Genomic DNA, 16346 nt, shown 5'->3' with positions numbered 1-16346 from the left:
CTGCGCTTCGTTTCTTCCCTGTCAGTCGGCCTTGCCTTCCACCTCGACCCGCAGTTCATCCGGCCAGGCATGGATCACCGCCTTCACCAGCGTCGCCAGCGGTATGGCAAAAAACACGCCCCAAAAGCCCCACATCCCGCCGAACACGATCACCGACAGGATAATCACCAGCGGATGCAGGTTGACCGCTTCGGAGAACAAAATGGGCACCAACAGGTTGCCGTCCAGCCCCTGCACCACCAGGTAGGCGACGATCAGCGTCCAGAAATCGGCGCCGACGCCCCACTGGAACAGCGCCACCACCACCACCGGTATGGTGACCAGCACCGCGCCGATGTAGGGGATCAGCACCGAGAACCCTACCAGCACCGCCAGCAGCAGCGAGTAGCGCATGTCCAGCACGGCGAACACCAGGTAAGTCGCCACGCCGACAATCACCATCTCCAGCACCTTGCCGCGAATGTAGTTGGTGATCTGCTGATTCATCTCGTTCCAGACCTGCCCCGCCAGGCCGCGATTGCGCGGCAGCACGCGGCGCACCGCGTTCAGCAGCTGTTCTTTGTCCTTCAGCAGGAAGAACATCATCATCGGCACCAGGATCAGATAGATAGCCAACGTCAGCAGGCCGACCAGCGACGCCAGCGAGAATTTCACCACCGATTCGCCCATGCCGGACAACCGGCTGCGCAGGTTTTCCGCCATCATGTCGATGATGCCGGCATCCACCAGCGCCGGATAACGCTTCGGCAGCGTCGCGGCGAAGTTATAGAACTGATTGAGCATACCCGGCAGATCGCTCATCAGATTGATGCCCTGCTGCCAGGCGGTCGGCGCGACGACGAACACCAGCAGCATGGCGACGCCCGCGAACACCAGCAGCATGATGCTCGCCGCCCAGGTGCGCGAACAGCCGATGCGCTGCAGGCGCGCGGTCGGCCACTCGAGCAGATACGCCAGCACGATGGCAACCAGCAACGGGGTCAGAATGCCGTGCAAAAAATAGAGAATAAGGAACCCGGCAACCAGGATCACCAGCAGCGCGATGGCCTGAGGATCGGTGAAGCGGCGGCGGTACCACTGTAATAACATCTCCAGCATCAGAGCGAGCTCCTTGAGATTTGGCGGGCGGGCATGGCGATTCCTGTGATGGGCCTGATTAAAGCATAGATAGAACGGGCGCACGCGGGATGTGCAAAGCACTCAGAGTACTCAAAGTTCGCCATACATCAACAGCGATTTGGCTGATTTTATCGCGCGGGCAGGCGATCGACGCAAAAATCCGCAGACGCGGCGACGGGCTCGATGAGCGGCCCCGAGCGGGGCCGCGGAAGATTACAGCGAAGTAGCGATAGAAAGGGGCGAACCGACCGCCAATGCGAACAACAACACACAGCCAATCGCGATCGCCGCCGCCAGATCATTTTTCATTGTCCCGTCCCCTGATGCTTAAACTGGTTATCGTCACGAACTCTGTCGGTTCTACGTTCACGGCCTTTTCCGATGCACGTCATTAAAAACCCCCGCCTAAGCGGGGGAGAAAACGTTCTGGTGCATCAAGTGTTACAAGGAGGTCATGAGGGATTGCTAACCCTAAATGACTATTTCAAGCTAGGATTATTCCCAGAACATGGCAAGCGATCGCGTCGAGGTTATCCGCACTTTGAGATAAACCTCATAAAAAAATCCCGCACGGCAGCGGGATGAAGGGATGATAACGTCATGAATTTTTTATGCGGACAATGAGGCGGTATTGTCGTCATTTGGCGACAATACCGCGCCGGCACGGTGGTCACAAGGGAAATTTGGCCACGGTGAGGAAATCAGAATTTCGCCAATGCCCGCGATCGTACGCCCGTCAGCATCAACGAAAAAATGGGATTTTCGTCAGACAGCCACCGGGAAAAAACCGGTAGCATGGCCGATATAATCCCAAATGCCGTAGGGGGAAAAATGAACAGCAAACCGTGTGAATTTGATGAAGCCATCTGTCTGGCGATCGGGCGTGGCGTTTGCGAAGTCGTCAAGATAGGAGATGAAATCAGCATCTTCTCCCTGCTGGAAGCCATCGAGAGCTTCATCGAACGGCAGGCGCTCAGCGAAAGCGAAATCGCGGCGGCGGACGACGCGCTGGATTTGATCACCGGTTTGGTCCGCCGCCAGTGCTGACGCCTGTTACGAGGCGCGGCCGATGAGCCGTTGCTCTACCGTGACGCCGGGCATCATTTGCCGTAAACCGGCAATCAATTCGTCGCCCGCCTCGTGCAGCGCCGCCAACGGCATCGCCGGCAGGCTCTCCAGGATGAACCACATCCGCTCGGCCTCGGCGCTCAACCGGGTTCTGACCCCCTGGCGCCAATTCCAGCGGCGGCAGGTCACGCCGCGATCGTCGCGCCAAACCACTTCACCCGCCTCCGGCGATTCATGGATCACCGCCCCCTCCTTGACGGTATCAAACAGTTCGCTGCCATCCGCGATAATCAGCCGCGGCTCGCCGACATAGGCCGCGATATTCTCCCCCCCCACCGGCACCGCATAACGAATGCTGACGGCGTTGTAGAGATCGACTACCGGATCGATGCTGGGTATCGTGCCGTCGCGCAACGCGCGCTTGCGCAGGGCGTCGGCGGAACAGGGCGTACGCTTGGGTTTGGCGCCAAACTGCATGAAAACCTCGCGCCAGGCCGTGAGATGCGCCTCTGCCCAGGGGGCGTCTTCCTCGGCGAGAGCGCGACAGGCTTGCGTCAACGCCAATGCCCCTACGTTCGGATGGGCCATGGGAGCCGCAACCGCGGTAATGCTTAACGCCCGGAAACCGGGTGCCAGCGCAGCGACGGCCGGATCGATTGACGGATCGACTAAAATCATTGAATAATCCTATATTGACCATTTTATTGCATAATATTGACCGATGAACGCAAAAGTCAACAGACCGACCGAGTTCGGCGCCGACGTGCAAACCGTCAGCGAAGCGGTGTCGCACCGCATCAAGCAACAGAGAAAAAGCCAAAAGCTATCGCTGGATGAACTGTCGCGCCGGGCGGGCGTCAGCAAAGGCATGCTGGTGGAGATCGAGAAAGGCACCGCCAATCCCAGCATCGCCATCCTGTGCAAACTCGCGGCGGCGCTGGGCCTGTCGGTGGCGGACATCGTCAACGTCACCCGCGCGCCTGCCGCCTACCTGATTGAAAGCCAAGATATTCCCACGCTGTGGCATGGCGATCGCGGCGGCTCGGCACGTTTGCTCGCGGGCACCCAAGGCCCGAACATGATAGAACTGTGGCGGTGGGAAATGGCGCCGGGGGAAGCCTATGCATCGGGCGGCCACCCGACGGGCACCTTCGAGCTGCTGCACGTTGAGCGAGGCGTCTTGAGCCTTGCCGTCGAACAGACCGAGCTCAGGATTGCGCCGGGCTGTTCGGCGGTCGCCAAAACGGACGGCCCACATCGGTACGCCAACGAAGGCGAAGACACGCTGATTTTCACCATGACGGTCGCCGAACTGCACGCCTGAACGGCGACCCTGACCTGAACGCTTGCATAGGAGAAGAGCCATCATGACAACCCCTGCCCCACGGGAGTGGCAGCGTGCGGACTATCTCATCAGCACCGATCCTGCCCTGCTGGATCTCGATGCCATCCATGCATTTCTGACCCGTTCGTCATGGGCAGAGGGCATTGACAAAGAGACCGTTCGCCAGTCCCTCGCCCACAGCTTGTGTTTCGGTTTGTATCACGGCGCCAGGCAAATCGGTTTCGCCCGGCTGGTCACCGATTACGCCACTTTCGGCTATCTGTGCGACGTGTACGTGCTGGAAACATTCCAAAAAAGCGGGCTGGGCCTGTGGCTGGCGGAATGTTGCCAGGCCCATCCGCTGATGGCGACGCTGAGGCGAGTCATGCTGGTCACCAGCACCGCCCCCTGGCTCTATGAAAAAGTGGGCTATAGCGCCATCAACCGCCCCGACTTTGTCTGGCAGATCGCCCGGCCGGACATCTACCGACGGTAATGCTATTTCAGCGCCTGCTCGGCCAGCAACCCGAGGGCGATGACGATCATCGCCGCGCCTGAGATGCGCCCCACCACCTTCGCGGCCTGCGGACGCGTGCGCAGCACCGACTGCGAACCAAACCCCACCAGCAGATACACCAGGCCGCAGCTGATCAAATGCACGACGCCCAATGCCAGCATCTGCATCGGCACCGACCATTCGGCTCGGGCGTCGGTAAATTGTGGCAGCAGCGCCAGAAACAGTAGAAACACCTTGGGGTTCAGCCCGCTGACGCACACGCCTTTGCCGGCCCAGCGCAGCCAGGAATCGGAACGCTGATCTTCACCGGCGCCGGGCACCGGCGGGTGCAACAGCATGTTGAAACCGATCCACAAGAGGTAAGCCGCCCCCAACAGGGTGAGCGCCGTCAGCGCCAGCGGGTTACCGACCAGCAGCGCGCCGACGCCCGCCACCACGATCGCAATCATCAACAAATGGCCAAACAGCAAACCGGCGACGGCAGGTACCACCACGCGGCCGCGAATACCCGCCGAGATCACATAGGCCCAATCCATACCCGGCGTGATCACCAACAAAATCGACACCGCCCAAAACGCGGCGAACAGAGCGAGCGTCATGCCGGCGCCCTCTCAAACGCACCGCGCCACACCGAACAGAGAACCATTGCGCTTTCCTCGTGGAAGAAGAACGGCCTCCGCCTGCCGCGGCGGCCGTCAAAACCGTTCAACAGATGGCAAGAATATCCTCATGACGTTAAAATGTGCTTTCAATTACTTGCCTGAAATCGGCATAAACGGGGAAATTTTTCCAAATGGATAAGATTGATCGCAAGATTCTTGCTGAACTGCAGGCCGACGGCCGGTTGTCGGTGACCGAGCTGGCCGAGCGGATCGGTTTGAGCGTGTCTCCCTGTCACCGCCGGGTGCGGGCATTAGAGGAGTCCGGGGTGATCAGGGGTTACCGCGCCCAACTCGATCCCGGCAGCCTGGGCTATAACTTTTCCGCCCTGGTGTTCGTCACCATGCGCGAAGGCGATCGCCGCGCCGTTGAAACCTTCGAAAACGCCATGGTGGACATTCCGCAGGTGGTGCAGGCACAGCGGTTGTTTGGCGATCCCGACTATCTGCTGCACGTTATCGCCCGCGATCTGCCCGCCTTCCAGCAGCTTTACGACGAGAAGCTCTCCGCCCTGCCGGGCGTGCAGCGCCTGAGCTCCACGCTGGTGATGAAAACCGTGGTGCCGGAACGCTCGTTCCTGCCGTTGGGAAAATGACGACGGGAGCGTTGCCGCTCCCGTTTTGACGACCTTAAGGCACAATCACGAAATCCGGATTGGCGATGGCGAACAGCGCCTCGCGATCCGCCGCCGGTGGATAAATCCACTGCGTGTTGATCTCCTGCTTAATCTTTTTGCCTTCCTGGCGGGTAAAGCGCACCTGGCGCTGCCAGCCTTCGGTATAGAGCGCGCCCCAGGGCCCCAGATCCAGGCAGGTCACATACTTCGGCTGGCTGTATGGATGCGTCGGCAACCCCGCCAGCTCCGCCGCCGCATTATGGCCGGCCACGCGGCCAAGGCTCATCGCATGCTGGCAGGTCATCAGGTTGTGATTACCGAGATCGTCGGTCGCCGCCTTCACCGTATCGCCGGCCACGAAAATGCCCGCCGCCGCCGGCGCACGCAGGAAGGCATCGCCGATCACCCGGCCGCTGCCGTCGCGCTCGCCAGGGATCTGCTCGGTCAGCGGATGCGCCCGCACGCCCGCCGCCAGGATCACCGTGTTGGCAGCGATACGCTCACCGTTCGACAGCATCACTCCCTCAGCGTCGATGGCCGAGACGCGCAGGCCGGCCCGCGCTTCCACGCCGCACTCCGCCAACGCCTGGCGTATCACCGCCCCCGGCTCTGCCCCCATCCCCGCGCCTACTTCCGGCGCGGTATCGACGATCACCACGCGCACGTTCTCGTCTTTACCCAGCGCATCCCGCAGCCGCTGCGGCATCTCCGCCGCGCTCTCCAGCCCGGTCAGCCCCGCGCCCACCACCACGGCGGTGTTGCGCGCAGGCGTCGAAGGTTTGGCCGCCAGCGCATTGATATGGGCGCCCAAACGCTGAGCGCTTTCCAGCGTATCGACGTTGAAACCGTATTCGGCAAAGCCCGGCACCGCAGGCACGGACAGCCGGCTGCCGGTGGCCCACACCAAACGATCGTAGGCCAACTCAAGGGGTGCCCCCGCCGTCGGCGCCACCGTGAGCGTTTTAGCAGCGGCATCGATACGCTCAACAACCCCGGCCAGGTGCCGCACGCCAACGGCGGCGAGCTGCGCGGAAATGTCCGGGTTCATGTTTTCTAACACCGCTTCATACAGGCGCGGGCGGATGGTGAGCGTTGGGGTCGGCGAGACCATGAGCACCTCGATATCGTCATGCTTACCGGCGAGGGTAATGGCGCGCATGGCGGACACGGCGGCCCAAAAACCGGCAAAACCGGAACCGGCAATCACTATTTTCTGCGTCATGGGATGACTCCTTCATACAGGGTTAACCGGGCAATAAGGCTTGCCCGCAGTTTTTTCGGATGAACGATGCCGTTCCGCTCCCGTAGCAGGGTGCAGAAGGCCCGCCCGCCCCTTCCGAGGAGGCGGGAAAAAGTGTGTTTCGCTTTTTTAAGGAAAGGCGGAGCTTAGGTTTTGGCCCGCGCCGTTTTGCCGCTGCGCGCGGTGCGTTCCGTCATGCGTTCGTCGAGCCAGAGGTTGACCTCACCGAAGAAGCCTTGCGGCGCTTTGTGGCCAAAGCGGGCCGCGACGGCGCCGAGGGTCTGCGCCGCCAGCGCATCGCGCATCGCCTTCTCCGCCTGCAGCATCACCGCATGGATAGCGCATTTGCCGGAGACCGCCCAATCCGGCGGGGAATCATCGAACACCGCACAGCGCCCGCGCACCTCCTGGCAATCGAACAGCGGCTTGTGCCCCTCGATGGCGTCGATAATTTCCAGAAAACTGATCTCGTCCGCCGGACGGGCCAGCCGGTAACCGCCGCGCACCCCTTCGCTGGCGGCGACGATCCCCGCCTTTTCCAGCTTGGGAAAAATCTTGGCCAGAAAGCTGGGGGAGATGCCTTGCAGCTCGGCGAGTTCGCGGCTGCTGAGCGCGCGCTGATTATCGCCGACCAGCCACAGCAGGCAGTGGATGCCATATTCAACGCTGGTTGTGATGTACGCCATATGTCCGTTTTCGACCGTCAGTGAATCTTCAATAACGCAGACTATATGAGTCTGCGTTTATCTTGTCAATAAAACGCGGATCAACTTTGTCCGCGTTTAATCCAAAATGCATGTCGCCAGCGACGAAAAAGCGCCCTTCAAAATGAAAAATAAAACTTCTTTGCTCGATTCGCGCTCGGCTAACGTTTCCTTGTCGCCTGCGGCTGACTATGATGTGATGGGTGCCGCCGCCGCGGTTTGTGAGCCGCCGCACTTTCGCGCGGATTGCGCCGCGGGAATAAAGAACTCTTGTCTGCTGCTGACGTCTTAGAAATGATTATTTAAGGGAAACGCCTGACTATGACCAACCGGTTGACCAAAACCGCGTTAGCGGTGCTGCTGCTCAGCACGCTGAACGCCACCGCCCTGGCGCCAGCACAGGCGGAAAGCCAGGACCAGTTGCCGGATATGGGCACCTCCGCCGGCGGCACCCTGAGCATCGGACAAGAGCTGGCGATGGGCGATTTCTATGTGCGCCAACTGCGCGCCAGCGCCCCGCTGATCAACGATCCGCTGCTGAGCCAGTACATCAATCAGTTGGGCAACCGGCTGGTGGCCAGCGCCTATTCGGTGCGCACGCCGTTCCATTTCTATCTGGTGCGCAACGACGAGATCAACGCCTTCGCCTTCTTCGGCGGCAACGTGGTGCTGCACTCCGCGCTGTTTCGCGTCAGCGACAACGAAAGCCAGCTGGCTTCGGTGCTGGCGCACGAAATCTCGCACGTTACCCAGCGCCACCTGGCGCGCGCCATGGAAGATCAGCAGCGCAACGCCCCGCTGACCTGGGTGGGCGCACTCGGTTCCATTCTGCTGGCGATGGCCAACCCGACCATGGGCATGGCGGCGCTGAGCGGCACCATGGCCGGCACCCAGCAAGGCATGATCAGCTTTACCCAATCGAACGAACAGGAAGCCGACCGCATCGGCATTCAGGTGCTGCAGCGCGCCGGTTTCGATCCGGAAGCCATGCCCGACTTCCTGCAGAAACTCTCGGATCAGTCGCGCTACGCCTCCAAGCCGCCGGAAATGCTGCTGACGCACCCGTTGCCGGACAGCCGCCTCTCCGACGCGCGCAACCGCGCCAACCAGATGCCGAAACACATCGTGCAGTCTTCGCAGGACTACCTGATGGCCAAGGTGCGCGCCCTGGGCATGTACAGCTCGGAAGGCTACGGCCTGAACGAAGAGTTGCTCGGCTCACTCAGCAAGGGCAACGTGCGCGAACAGGCGGCCGCCAAATACGGCCGCGCCATTCTGTTCTATGAAGCGAAAAAATACGACGACGCGCGCAACATCATTCAGCCGATGCTGGCGCAGGATGCGAAAAACGTCTGGCTGATCGACCTGATGACTGACATCGATCTCGGTCAGAAACGCGCGCCGCAGGCCATCGCACGCCTGCAGGCGGCCAACGCCGCCCAGAACAACAACCCGGTGCTGCAGCTCAATCTGGCCAACGCCTATGTCGAAGGCAACCAGCCGGCGCAGGCCTCGAAGATCCTGAACCGCTACACCTTTGCCCATCCGGACGATCCGAACGGCTGGGATCTGCTGGCGCAGGCCAGCGCCGCTCAGGGGCTGCGCGATGAAGAGCTGTCGGCCCGCGCTGAAAGCCTGGCGCTGACCGGCCGGCTCGATCAGGCCATCGGCCTGCTCAGCAATGCCAGCTCGCTGCAGAAACTCGGCAGCCTGAAACAGGCGCGCTACGATGCGCGCATCGACCAGCTGCGCCAACTGCAACAGCGCTTCCGCCAATACCAGCGCAGCTGATTCAACAAGGAATGAACGCCATGAAAAACGTCACGATTTACCATAACCCGCGCTGCTCCAAGAGCCGTGAAACCCTGGCGCTGCTGGAGCAGCACGGTGTCGATCCCAAGGTAGTGCTGTACCTCGATACGCCCCCTACGGTCGATGAGCTGAAAAAGCTGTTGAAGGAACTGGGCTTCACATCGGCGCGCGAGCTGATGCGCAAAAAAGAAGATCTGTACAAGGAATTGAAGCTGGCGGACGACAGCCTGAGCGAAGAGCAACTGCTGGCGGCGATGACGGCGAACCCGAAACTGATCGAACGCCCGATCGTGGTGAAAGGCAGCAAGGCGCGCATCGGCCGGCCGCCGGAGCAGGTGCTGGAGATTTTGTAAATTCGAATTCGGGCGCGGACTATTGCGCCCTTTCTTTTACGGTAGCGGCTACAGCCCCAGGATCTCTTTAACGAACGGAATGGTGAGCTTGCGTTGGGCAGTGATCGAGGCGCGATCGAGCTGATCGAGGGTCATAAACAGCGTGCGCATCTCGCGATCCAGCCGCTTCAGCAGGAAGCGGCCCACGTCTTCCGGCAGCTCGAAGCCGCGCAGTTTGCCGCGCAGCTGCAGCGCCAGCAGTTTCTCTTCGTCCGACAGCGGCTGCAACTTGTAGATCTGCCCCCAGTCCAGGCGCGAAGCCAGATCCGGTAAACGCAGGTTCAGCTGACGCGGCGGACGATCCCCGGTGATGAACAAACGGGTGCGGCCGGTTTCCAGAATGCGGTTGTAGAGGTTGAAGATCGCCATCTCCCACTCTTCGTCGCCGGCGATGCATTCGATATTGTCGATGCAGACCAGCGCCAGCTGCTCCATGCCGTCCAACACTTCAGGCACGAAGTAGGCGCGCTTGTCGAGCGGCACATAGCCCACCGCTTCACCTTTCTGCGAAAGCTCGGCGCAGGCCGCATGCAGCAAATGGCTGCGCCCGCCGCCTTCACGCGACCAGAAATAGATATAGCTGCCATGTTCCTGACGGACGGCGGATTGGATCGCGGCTAATAGGGATGGGTTCTCGCCCGGATAAAAACTGGCGAAAGTTTCATCATCGGGAAGATAAAGTGGCAGTGAAAGCTGTGCCGGCGTATTCAGAGAAGCACCTCAACCAAAACTGGCAGAAAAACGTGGGCAGTTTAACACAGAAAACGGGCGCTGTTGAACCGGCAGGATCTTATGCCGCAATAGTGAACAATGCCTAAGCGCCGCTTGATTGGCTGCTGCGCCCGCCAAGGCGAGAATTATCCGATATCATTCCCTAACCCCATGCCTGCGCAGGTTAAATTTGTCATTTAAGCCAAATCTGGCCTAGTATAGGTAGGCTAAATGCAATCACCATCAACAAGGTTTCTGCAAGGATATAGACGATGAAAGTATGGAATAAAGTGCTGTTGGCCTCCTTTATCGGGTTGTTGGTTGCCGGCTGTGATGACTCGTCCAAGGTTGACGCCAACCTGGATAAAGCCAAAGACAGCGCCGAGCAGATGAAAGACGCCGCCAAGAAAAAAGCGGACGATCTGACGGACAAGGCGAAAGCGACGGCGGATGAAATCAAAAAAGAGGCCGCCACGCAGGCTGACCAGCTGAAGGACAAAGCTTCGGCGATTAAAGATGAAGCCGCCAAGCAGGCGGACGCCATCACCAACGACGCCAAGGCCAAGGCCGCCGCGATCAAAGATGACGCCGGCAAGCAGAGCCAGCAGTTGGTGGATCAGGCCAAGGCCATCAAAAACGACGCCATCAACGGCGCCAACGATCTGACCGAGCAGGCCAAGGCCAAGACCGAAGCCATCAAGAACAGCGCCGAAAACAAAGCGCAAGAGTTGAAACAAGAGACCGATGCGGCGGTGAACGGCAATACTCAGACTCAGCCGGCCACCCAGCAGTAAGCTATTCTCAGCCACCAAAGAAAGGAGCAGTAAATGGGGATTATTTCCTGGATTATCTTCGGCCTGATCGCCGGTATTTTGGCTAAGTGGATCATGCCCGGCAAAGACGGCGGCGGCTTTATTCTGACCGTCGTGCTGGGGATCGTCGGCGCCGTGGTCGGCGGCTATATCAGCACCTTCTTCGGCTACGGCAAGGTTGACGGCTTCAACTTCGGCAGCTTCGTGGTGGCGGTTATCGGCGCCATCGTGGTGCTGTTCGTGTACCGCAAAATTCGCAGCTGAGGCGAATGCCATCAGTCAAAAGGGCAGCCCCATGGGCTGCCCTTTTCGTTACTTCTGCTCTGCCGGTTCGTCCGGCGCGTCGAGCACCTCTTCTTCCTTGCGGAACAGGCTGATGACCTTGAACAGCAGGCTCAAGCCAATGCCGACGATGGTCGCCAGCGCCATGCCTTTCAGCTCCGCCGCGCCGATATGCACCTTGGCGCCGCTCACGCCGATAATCAGGATCACCGAGGTTAAAATCAGGTTTTGCGCTTTGTTGTAGTCCACTTTGGACTCGATCAGCACGCGAATGCCCGAAGCGCCGATCACACCGTACAGCAGCAGCGAAACTCCGCCCATCACCGGCACCGGCACCGCCTGGATCGCCGCCGCCAGCTTGCCGATGCAGGACAACAGGATCGCCAGCACCGCCGCGCCGCCGATCACCCAGGTGCTGTAGACCTTGGTGATGGCCATCACGCCAATGTTCTCGCCGTAGGTGGTGTTCGGCGTGGAGCCGAAGAAGCCGGAGAATACCGTCGAGATGCCGTTGGCGAACATCGAGCGGTGCAGGCCCGGATCGCGGATCAGGTCTTTTTTCACGATGTTGGCGGTCACCACCAGGTGGCCGACGTGCTCGGCGATCACCACCAGCGCCGCCGGCAGAATGGTGAAGATGGCGAACCACTCAAAGCGCGGGGTGTAGAAGGTCGGCAGCGCGAACCAGTGCGCCTCGCGGATCGGAGTCAAATCCACCACGCCCATGAAGAACGACAGCGCATAACCCACCAGCACGCCGATCAGGATCGGGATAATCGCCAGGAAGCCGCGGAACAGCACCGAGCCGAGCACCGTGACCGCCAGCGTCACCAGCGAAATGGTGATGGTGATCGAGTCGGCGCTGGCGCCTTCAGCCGGCAGCAGCCCCGCCATATTGGCCGCCACGCCCGCCAACTCCAGGCCAATGACGGCGACGATCGCCCCCATCGCCGCCGGCGGGAACATCACATCCAGCCAGCCGGTGCCGGCCTTTTTCACGATCAGCGCCACCAGGCAGAACAGCACGCCGCACATGATGAAACCGCCTAACGCCACTTCATAACCGAGCGGCAACAGCAGCAGCACCGGCGAGATAAACGCGAAGCTGGAACCGAGGTAAGCCGGGATCTTGCCTTTACAGATGAACAGATACAGCAGCGTGCCGATGCCGTTGAACAGCAGCACGGTCGCCGGGTTGATCTTGAACAGGATAGGCACCAGCACGGTGGCGCCGAACATGGCGAACAGGTGCTGGAAGCTGAGCGGAATGGTCTGGAGCAGCGGCGGGCGCTCGCTGACGCCGATGGCGCGACGGGTCATGTATGTTTTTCCTCGGTTTATTGGTTTTATAGGTTTTAGTCAAAAAAAAGCCGACTCATTAAGTCGGCTCAAATGTTTACTTGGTACCAAATATCTTGTCGCCCGCATCGCCCAGGCCAGGCACGATGTAGCCCTTATCGTTCAGACACTGATCGATGGAGGCGGTGTACAGCTCAACGTCCGGATGCGCTTTCTCCAGCGCGGCGATCCCTTCCGGCGCCGCGACCAGAACCAGCACCTTGATGCTATGGCAGCCGGCTTTCTTCAGTAGATCGATAGTGGCGATCATCGAACCGCCGGTGGCCAGCATCGGGTCGACGACCAGCGCCATGCGCTCTTCGATGTTGGAAACCAGCTTCTGGAAATACGGCACCGGCTCCAGGGTTTCTTCGTCGCGGTATACGCCCACCACGCTGATGCGCGCGCTCGGCACGTGCTCCAGCACCCCTTCCATCATGCCCAGACCGGCGCGCAGGATTGGCACTACGGTAATCTTTTTCCCTTTGATCTGATCCACTTCAACTGGCCCGCACCAGCCTTCGATGGTGACTTTTTCCGTCTCCAGATCGGCGGTCGCTTCATAGGTCAGTAAACTACCCACTTCTGAGGCCAGCTCACGGAAGCGTTTGGTGCTGATGTCATTTTCGCGCATCAGGCCAAGCTTGTGTTTTACCAGCGGGTGTTTCACCTCAACGATCTTCATCATTTTTCTCCTATTAAGGTGGTTGCGGCCAAAAAAATCGCGGGATTATACCTCCTTTTTTTCGCTGCGCCACCCACAATAGCCCGATCGGGATCAACAAAAGTTTGAATATCAGTATAGATGACGAAAAAGCGGAGCCGGTTCACAAGCCGCTCGCAAACGTTTGCCTGCGCTGTTAGAATTGCCGCGCCTTATTCCGGAATCAACATCGGAAGCACAGTTTTCAAACCGCAAACCGTCGTGGGGAATCGCGCAGTGACCGACAAAACCTCTCTCAGCTATAAAGACGCAGGTGTCGATATCGATGCAGGCAACGCATTGGTAGATCGCATCAAAGGTGTAGTTAAACAGACCCGTCGCCCGGAAGTGATGGGCGGTCTAGGCGGGTTTGGCGCCCTGTGTGCGTTGCCGCAGAAATACCGCGAGCCGGTGCTGGTTTCCGGTACCGACGGCGTGGGCACCAAGCTGCGTCTGGCGATGGATCTGAAACGCCACGACACCATCGGCATCGATCTGGTGGCGATGTGCGTCAACGATCTGGTGGTTCAGGGCGCCGAGCCGCTGTTCTTCCTCGACTACTACGCCACCGGCAAACTGGACGTAGACACCGCGGCCAGCGTGATCACCGGCATCGCCGAAGGCTGCAAGCAGTCCGGCTGTGCGCTGGTGGGCGGCGAAACCGCTGAAATGCCGGGCATGTACCACGGCGAAGATTACGACGTGGCCGGTTTCTGCGTCGGCGTGGTCGAAAAATCCGAGATCATCGACGGCAGCAAAGTGCAGTCCGGCGATGCGCTGATCGCCCTGGGCGCTTCCGGCCCGCACTCCAACGGCTACTCGCTGGTGCGCAAGATCCTGGAAGTGAGCAACACCGATCCGACCGCCACCCAGCTGGAAGGCAAACCGCTGGCCGACCACCTGCTGGCGCCGACCAAGATTTACGTGAAGTCCGTGCTGGAACTGATCGAGAAGGCGGACGTCCACGCCATCGCTCACCTCACCGGCGGCGGCTTCTGGGAAAACATTCCGCGCGTGCTGCCGGAAGGCATGCAGGCGGTGATCGACGAAGCCAGCTGGCAGTGGCCGGCGGTGTTCACCTGGCTGCAGCAGGCCGGCAACGTCAGCCGTCATGAAATGTACCGCACCTTCAACTGCGGCGTAGGCATGGTCATCGCCCTGCCGGAAGCCGAAGTGGAAGCGGCCATCGCGCTGCTGACCGCGGCAGGTGAAAAAGCGTGGAAAATCGGTAAACTGACCGCCTCTTCCGACGAACAACAAGTGGTCATCAACTGATGAAAAAGATCGTGGTGTTGGTCTCCGGCCAGGGGAGCAATCTCCAGGCGCTGATTGACGCCTGCCAGCAGGGCCGCATCGCCGCCGAAATCGTGGCGGTGTTCAGCAACAAGGCGCAGGCATATGGCCTGCAACGCGCCGAAGCGGCGGGCATTGCCGCCCAGGCGCTGGATGCCAAGGCCTACGCCGATCGCACGGCGTTCGACGCCGCGCTGGCGGACGCCATCGACCAGTACCAGCCCGATCTGGTGGTGCTGGCCGGCTACATGCGCATCCTCAGCCCGCAGTTCGTGCAGCGTTATGCCGGCCGCATGCTGAACATCCACCCTTCCCTGCTGCCGAAATACCCAGGGCTGCATACGCATCGTCAGGCCATCGACAACGGCGACAGCGAACACGGCACCTCGGTGCACTTCGTGACCGAACAGCTCGACGGCGGCCCGGTGATTTTGCAGGCCAAGGTGCCGATTTTCGCTGACGACGAAGAGGATGACGTGGTTGAACGGGTGCAAACCCAGGAACACACGATCTATCCGCTGGTGGTGAGCTGGTTCGTCGACGGCCGCCTGGCAATGCGCGATGGCGCCGCCTGGCTGGACGGCGAACGCCTGCCGGAGCAGGGTCACGCCGCCGACTGATGCGCGCAGCCTGAACCTTGCCTAAACGGCGCCCACGCGGCGCCGTTTTTTTTCGCCTTCATCCATTCTGTGAAGTTATACTTTGCACAATTTCACGGTACAGAGGAGCCCACATGTCCAGCACTGCCAGCGTCAGATTACGCCCATTGGAACGGGACGATCTGTCGTTCGTCCACCAGATGGACAACAATGCCAGCGTTATGCGCTATTGGTTTGAAGAACCCTATGAAGCCTTTGTCGAACTTTCCGATCTCTACGACAAACACATCCACGATCAGAGCGAGCGCCGCTTTATCATCGAGCACGAAGGCGCCAAGGTCGGCCTGGTGGAGCTGGTGGAGATCGATCACATCCACCGCCGCGCAGAATTCCAGATCATCATCGATCCTGCCCACCAGGGCAAAGGCTATGCCAGCACCGCCGCCCGGCTGGCGATGGACTACGGCTTCTCGGTGCTGAACCTGTACAAGCTGTACCTGATTGTCGACAAGGAGAACCCGAAGGCGATCCACATCTACAGCAAGCTGGGCTTCAACGTGGAAGGCGAGCTGATCGACGAGTTCTTCGTCAACGGCGAATACCGCACCGTGCTGCGCATGTGCATTTTCCAGCCGCAATATCTGGCGAAGTTCAAAACGCCTAATGATAAGCCGCTGGTGAAGTGACGCTTAGCGAGAAAAAGAGAAAACCCGCCCAGGCGGGTTTTTTATTGGGAAATAAGCGACTAGTATTAATGGATGCTATTTTATCGTCAGGAAATAATCTGATGAATACGAAAGTAAATAATATCCCTCAAGATAATTAATCGAAAAATACTTAATAGTAAGAATTACCCTCTACCTCTACCTCTACAAAGGAAAAATGCCATGACGACCGTCTCAAACCTGCTGCTTTTTATCGGTCTGGCGATGATCGCCATCGCCGCCGGCCTGAATACCTATAGCGGCTACGCGCCTGCAGATCCCAATAGTACCCCGCTGTTTTCCCCGCTCTGGTGGACGCGCTGGTTCCCGCTCTATGCCTCGGGCGCTGCGTTGCTGTTGGTGGGGCTGGTGCTGCGGGTTTCGGGGCGGGGACGATAAAAATAGAAAACGGCTCCGAAGAGCCGTTCAAGGAAAAAATATTACCGAATTAC

At 59.7% G+C, this 16346-nt stretch carries 20 protein-coding genes; 12 read left to right on the top strand and 8 right to left on the bottom strand.

Features of this window, described 5'->3' with window-relative positions; genetic code table 11:
* Positions 1–21: 21 nt before the first annotated feature.
* Positions 22–1098, bottom strand: coding sequence for an AI-2E family transporter (locus tag ACJ8QF_RS08965; protein WP_442537465.1), 1077 nt, complete (start codon positions 1096–1098; stop codon positions 22–24).
* A gap of 852 nt (positions 1099–1950) precedes the next feature.
* On the opposite strand from ACJ8QF_RS08965, the gene ACJ8QF_RS08960 reads away from it, so the two are divergent.
* Complete coding sequence (locus tag ACJ8QF_RS08960) at positions 1951–2166, top strand: hypothetical protein (protein WP_004941687.1); 216 nt, start codon at positions 1951–1953, stop codon at positions 2164–2166.
* A 6-nt stretch (positions 2167–2172) separates the two neighbouring features.
* Here ACJ8QF_RS08960 and ACJ8QF_RS08955 read toward each other — a convergent pair whose 3' ends face one another.
* A complete protein-coding gene (locus tag ACJ8QF_RS08955) occupies positions 2173–2865 on the bottom strand; it encodes a B3/B4 domain-containing protein (RefSeq protein ID WP_004941683.1) in 693 nt (230 codons plus the stop codon).
* A gap of 43 nt (positions 2866–2908) precedes the next feature.
* On the opposite strand from ACJ8QF_RS08955, the gene ACJ8QF_RS08950 reads away from it, so the two are divergent.
* Both ACJ8QF_RS08950 and ACJ8QF_RS08945 read left to right on the top strand, forming a co-directional pair.
* Positions 2909–3511, top strand: coding sequence for an XRE family transcriptional regulator (locus tag ACJ8QF_RS08950; protein WP_131165024.1), 603 nt, complete (start codon positions 2909–2911; stop codon positions 3509–3511).
* Between the two features lie 43 nt (positions 3512–3554).
* Positions 3555–4007: a GNAT family N-acetyltransferase gene (locus ACJ8QF_RS08945; RefSeq protein WP_004941678.1), complete on the top strand. Its 453-nt coding sequence runs from the start codon at positions 3555–3557 to the stop codon at positions 4005–4007.
* A gap of 2 nt (positions 4008–4009) precedes the next feature.
* On the opposite strand, the gene ACJ8QF_RS08940 is transcribed toward ACJ8QF_RS08945, so the two are convergent.
* A complete protein-coding gene (locus ACJ8QF_RS08940) occupies positions 4010–4627 on the bottom strand; it encodes a LysE family translocator (protein WP_004941674.1) in 618 nt (205 codons plus the stop codon).
* Between the two features lie 194 nt (positions 4628–4821).
* Here ACJ8QF_RS08940 and ACJ8QF_RS08935 point away from each other — a divergent pair, with 194 nt between their 5' ends.
* Entirely contained in the window at positions 4822–5283 is a 462-nt protein-coding gene (locus ACJ8QF_RS08935; protein WP_004941672.1) for an Lrp/AsnC family transcriptional regulator, read from the top strand.
* 34 nt (positions 5284–5317) lie between these two features.
* Here ACJ8QF_RS08935 and ACJ8QF_RS08930 read toward each other — a convergent pair whose 3' ends face one another.
* Together ACJ8QF_RS08930 and ACJ8QF_RS08925 are read right to left on the bottom strand one after the other, a co-directional pair.
* Positions 5318–6526 (bottom strand): NAD(P)/FAD-dependent oxidoreductase, encoded by a 1209-nt coding sequence (locus ACJ8QF_RS08930; protein ID WP_004941669.1) that lies wholly within the window; start codon positions 6524–6526, stop codon positions 5318–5320.
* A gap of 164 nt (positions 6527–6690) precedes the next feature.
* Entirely contained in the window at positions 6691–7230 is a 540-nt protein-coding gene (locus ACJ8QF_RS08925; protein WP_325961525.1) for an RrF2 family transcriptional regulator, read from the bottom strand.
* Positions 7231–7569: 339 nt separating this feature from the next.
* On the opposite strand from ACJ8QF_RS08925, the gene ACJ8QF_RS08920 reads away from it, so the two are divergent.
* Together ACJ8QF_RS08920 and arsC are read left to right on the top strand one after the other, a co-directional pair.
* Positions 7570–9039, top strand: coding sequence for a beta-barrel assembly-enhancing protease (locus ACJ8QF_RS08920; protein WP_004941664.1), 1470 nt, complete (start codon positions 7570–7572; stop codon positions 9037–9039).
* A gap of 20 nt (positions 9040–9059) precedes the next feature.
* Entirely contained in the window at positions 9060–9413 is a 354-nt protein-coding gene (gene arsC / locus ACJ8QF_RS08915; RefSeq protein ID WP_151265253.1) for an arsenate reductase (glutaredoxin), read from the top strand.
* A gap of 48 nt (positions 9414–9461) precedes the next feature.
* Here arsC and hda read toward each other — a convergent pair whose 3' ends face one another.
* Positions 9462–10163, bottom strand: a complete 702-nt coding sequence (gene hda / locus ACJ8QF_RS08910; protein WP_025159568.1) for a DnaA inactivator Hda — start codon at positions 10161–10163, stop codon at positions 9462–9464.
* 272 nt (positions 10164–10435) lie between these two features.
* Between hda and ACJ8QF_RS08905 the strand changes: the two genes are divergently transcribed.
* Positions 10436–10957 (top strand): E3 ubiquitin--protein ligase, encoded by a 522-nt coding sequence (locus ACJ8QF_RS08905; protein ID WP_171404126.1) that lies wholly within the window; start codon positions 10436–10438, stop codon positions 10955–10957.
* 33 nt (positions 10958–10990) lie between these two features.
* Positions 10991–11239, top strand: a complete 249-nt coding sequence (locus ACJ8QF_RS08900) for a GlsB/YeaQ/YmgE family stress response membrane protein (protein ID WP_004941647.1) — start codon at positions 10991–10993, stop codon at positions 11237–11239.
* Between the two features lie 48 nt (positions 11240–11287).
* On the opposite strand, the gene uraA is transcribed toward ACJ8QF_RS08900, so the two are convergent.
* Entirely contained in the window at positions 11288–12577 is a 1290-nt protein-coding gene (gene uraA / locus ACJ8QF_RS08895; protein ID WP_442537464.1) for a uracil permease, read from the bottom strand.
* Positions 12578–12653: 76 nt separating this feature from the next.
* A complete protein-coding gene (gene upp / locus ACJ8QF_RS08890) occupies positions 12654–13280 on the bottom strand; it encodes a uracil phosphoribosyltransferase (protein WP_004941642.1) in 627 nt (208 codons plus the stop codon).
* Between the two features lie 255 nt (positions 13281–13535).
* Between upp and purM the strand changes: the two genes are divergently transcribed.
* From purM to ACJ8QF_RS08870, 4 genes are all read left to right on the top strand, one after another.
* A complete protein-coding gene (purM, locus tag ACJ8QF_RS08885; protein WP_025303843.1) occupies positions 13536–14573 on the top strand; it encodes a phosphoribosylformylglycinamidine cyclo-ligase in 1038 nt (345 codons plus the stop codon).
* The gene (gene purN, locus ACJ8QF_RS08880) at positions 14573–15211 is read left to right on the top strand and encodes a phosphoribosylglycinamide formyltransferase (RefSeq protein ID WP_004941635.1); all 639 of its coding nucleotides are present in this window, start codon (positions 14573–14575) and stop codon (positions 15209–15211) included. The genes purM and purN overlap by 1 nt, the downstream gene beginning before the upstream one ends.
* 113 nt (positions 15212–15324) lie before the next feature.
* Positions 15325–15876, top strand: a complete 552-nt coding sequence (speG, locus tag ACJ8QF_RS08875; protein WP_004941631.1) for a spermidine N1-acetyltransferase — start codon at positions 15325–15327, stop codon at positions 15874–15876.
* 201 nt (positions 15877–16077) lie between these two features.
* A complete protein-coding gene (locus ACJ8QF_RS08870) occupies positions 16078–16293 on the top strand; it encodes a hypothetical protein (protein WP_049186687.1) in 216 nt (71 codons plus the stop codon).
* Positions 16294–16346 lie beyond the last annotated feature (53 nt).

The organism is Serratia sp. CY81684, assembly GCF_052166595.1.
Lineage (GTDB): Bacteria > Pseudomonadota > Gammaproteobacteria > Enterobacterales > Enterobacteriaceae > Serratia > Serratia nematodiphila.
The sequence above is the reverse complement of the archived record's forward strand: the minus strand, read 5'-3'. Positions and strand labels throughout refer to the sequence as shown.

Bases quoted from the DNA above. Each gene is read 5' to 3' on its own strand.
- ACJ8QF_RS08965 (WP_442537465.1), bottom strand. From the start codon at position 1,098: ATGCTGGAGATGTTATTACAGTGGTACCGCCGCCGCTTCACCGATCCT.
- ACJ8QF_RS08960 (WP_004941687.1), top strand. From the start codon at position 1,951: ATGAACAGCAAACCGTGTGAATTTGATGAAGCCATCTGTCTGGCGATC.
- ACJ8QF_RS08955 (WP_004941683.1), bottom strand. From the start codon at position 2,865: ATGATTTTAGTCGATCCGTCAATCGATCCGGCCGTCGCTGCGCTGGCA.
- ACJ8QF_RS08950 (WP_131165024.1), top strand. From the start codon at position 2,909: ATGAACGCAAAAGTCAACAGACCGACCGAGTTCGGCGCCGACGTGCAA.
- ACJ8QF_RS08945 (WP_004941678.1), top strand. From the start codon at position 3,555: ATGACAACCCCTGCCCCACGGGAGTGGCAGCGTGCGGACTATCTCATC.
- ACJ8QF_RS08940 (WP_004941674.1), bottom strand. From the start codon at position 4,627: ATGACGCTCGCTCTGTTCGCCGCGTTTTGGGCGGTGTCGATTTTGTTG.
- ACJ8QF_RS08935 (WP_004941672.1), top strand. From the start codon at position 4,822: ATGGATAAGATTGATCGCAAGATTCTTGCTGAACTGCAGGCCGACGGC.
- ACJ8QF_RS08930 (WP_004941669.1), bottom strand. From the start codon at position 6,526: ATGACGCAGAAAATAGTGATTGCCGGTTCCGGTTTTGCCGGTTTTTGG.
- ACJ8QF_RS08925 (WP_325961525.1), bottom strand. From the start codon at position 7,230: ATGGCGTACATCACAACCAGCGTTGAATATGGCATCCACTGCCTGCTG.
- ACJ8QF_RS08920 (WP_004941664.1), top strand. From the start codon at position 7,570: ATGACCAACCGGTTGACCAAAACCGCGTTAGCGGTGCTGCTGCTCAGC.
- arsC (WP_151265253.1), top strand. From the start codon at position 9,060: ATGAAAAACGTCACGATTTACCATAACCCGCGCTGCTCCAAGAGCCGT.
- ACJ8QF_RS08905 (WP_171404126.1), top strand. From the start codon at position 10,436: ATGAAAGTATGGAATAAAGTGCTGTTGGCCTCCTTTATCGGGTTGTTG.
- ACJ8QF_RS08900 (WP_004941647.1), top strand. From the start codon at position 10,991: ATGGGGATTATTTCCTGGATTATCTTCGGCCTGATCGCCGGTATTTTG.
- uraA (WP_442537464.1), bottom strand. From the start codon at position 12,577: ATGACCCGTCGCGCCATCGGCGTCAGCGAGCGCCCGCCGCTGCTCCAG.
- upp (WP_004941642.1), bottom strand. From the start codon at position 13,280: ATGAAGATCGTTGAGGTGAAACACCCGCTGGTAAAACACAAGCTTGGC.
- purN (WP_004941635.1), top strand. From the start codon at position 14,573: ATGAAAAAGATCGTGGTGTTGGTCTCCGGCCAGGGGAGCAATCTCCAG.
- speG (WP_004941631.1), top strand. From the start codon at position 15,325: ATGTCCAGCACTGCCAGCGTCAGATTACGCCCATTGGAACGGGACGAT.
- ACJ8QF_RS08870 (WP_049186687.1), top strand. From the start codon at position 16,078: ATGACGACCGTCTCAAACCTGCTGCTTTTTATCGGTCTGGCGATGATC.